Here is an 827-nt window from a genome sequence, read left to right on the forward strand (position 1 = left end):
ACCAATCGACTTCAAAAGCACAAGACGGAGCGTTCCATCCATTACCTTTTTGTCCACAGACATTAGTCGTTCATATTCTGAAGCCAACATGCCTTCCGGCCCTTCAATTGGCAAGTTAGCAGCAAGCAATATATTTGAAATTCGAGAAACATCTTCATCACTAATCCAGCCTTCCATTCTCGACAATTCTGCTGCCATAACTGTTCCCGCTGCAACCGCCTCACCATGAAGCCAAGAGCCATAACCTTCATAAGTCTCAATCGCATGGCCAAATGTGTGCCCTAGATTTAATATTGCTCTAAGCCCACCCTCTTTCTCATCTAGTTCAACAACTTCCGCTTTACAAGAACAAGATTCTTTAATCGCGTAGGTTAAAGCATCAGAGTCCAAGGACCTTAAGGCCTCAACATTAGCCTCCAACCAGTCAAAGAACTCTGGCTTACGGATCAAACCATATTTGATCACCTCCGCCAGGCCCGCTGAAACTTCCTTTGAAGCCAGAGTTTGCAAGGTCAAAATATCAATGATAACGGCTTTAGGCTGGTAAAAAGCACCTATCATGTTTTTACCTAAAGGATGGTTGATTGCAGTTTTTCCACCTACAGATGAATCTACTTGCGAAAGAAGCGTCGTGGGCACCTGAATAAAATCTACGCCACGCTGATAAGCTGATGCAGCAAAACCTGCCATATCTCCAATTACACCACCCCCCAGCGCAACGATAGTCGTCTTCCTGGAATGAGCCTTCTCTAGTAGCGCATCAAAAATCAGGTTTAAGGTTTGCCAATTCTTATATTGCTCTCCGTCAGGCAAGACCACGCTATCAA

General features: G+C 44.6%; 1 protein-coding gene. It reads right to left on the reverse strand.

Features of this window, described 5'->3' with window-relative positions; all coding sequences use genetic code 11:
* Positions 1 to 827 (reverse strand): 3-dehydroquinate synthase (gene aroB, locus A3766_RS26260; RefSeq protein ID WP_068643284.1); only part of this gene is annotated, 827 nt, incomplete at both ends.

Source organism: Oleiphilus sp. HI0132, from assembly GCF_001635845.1.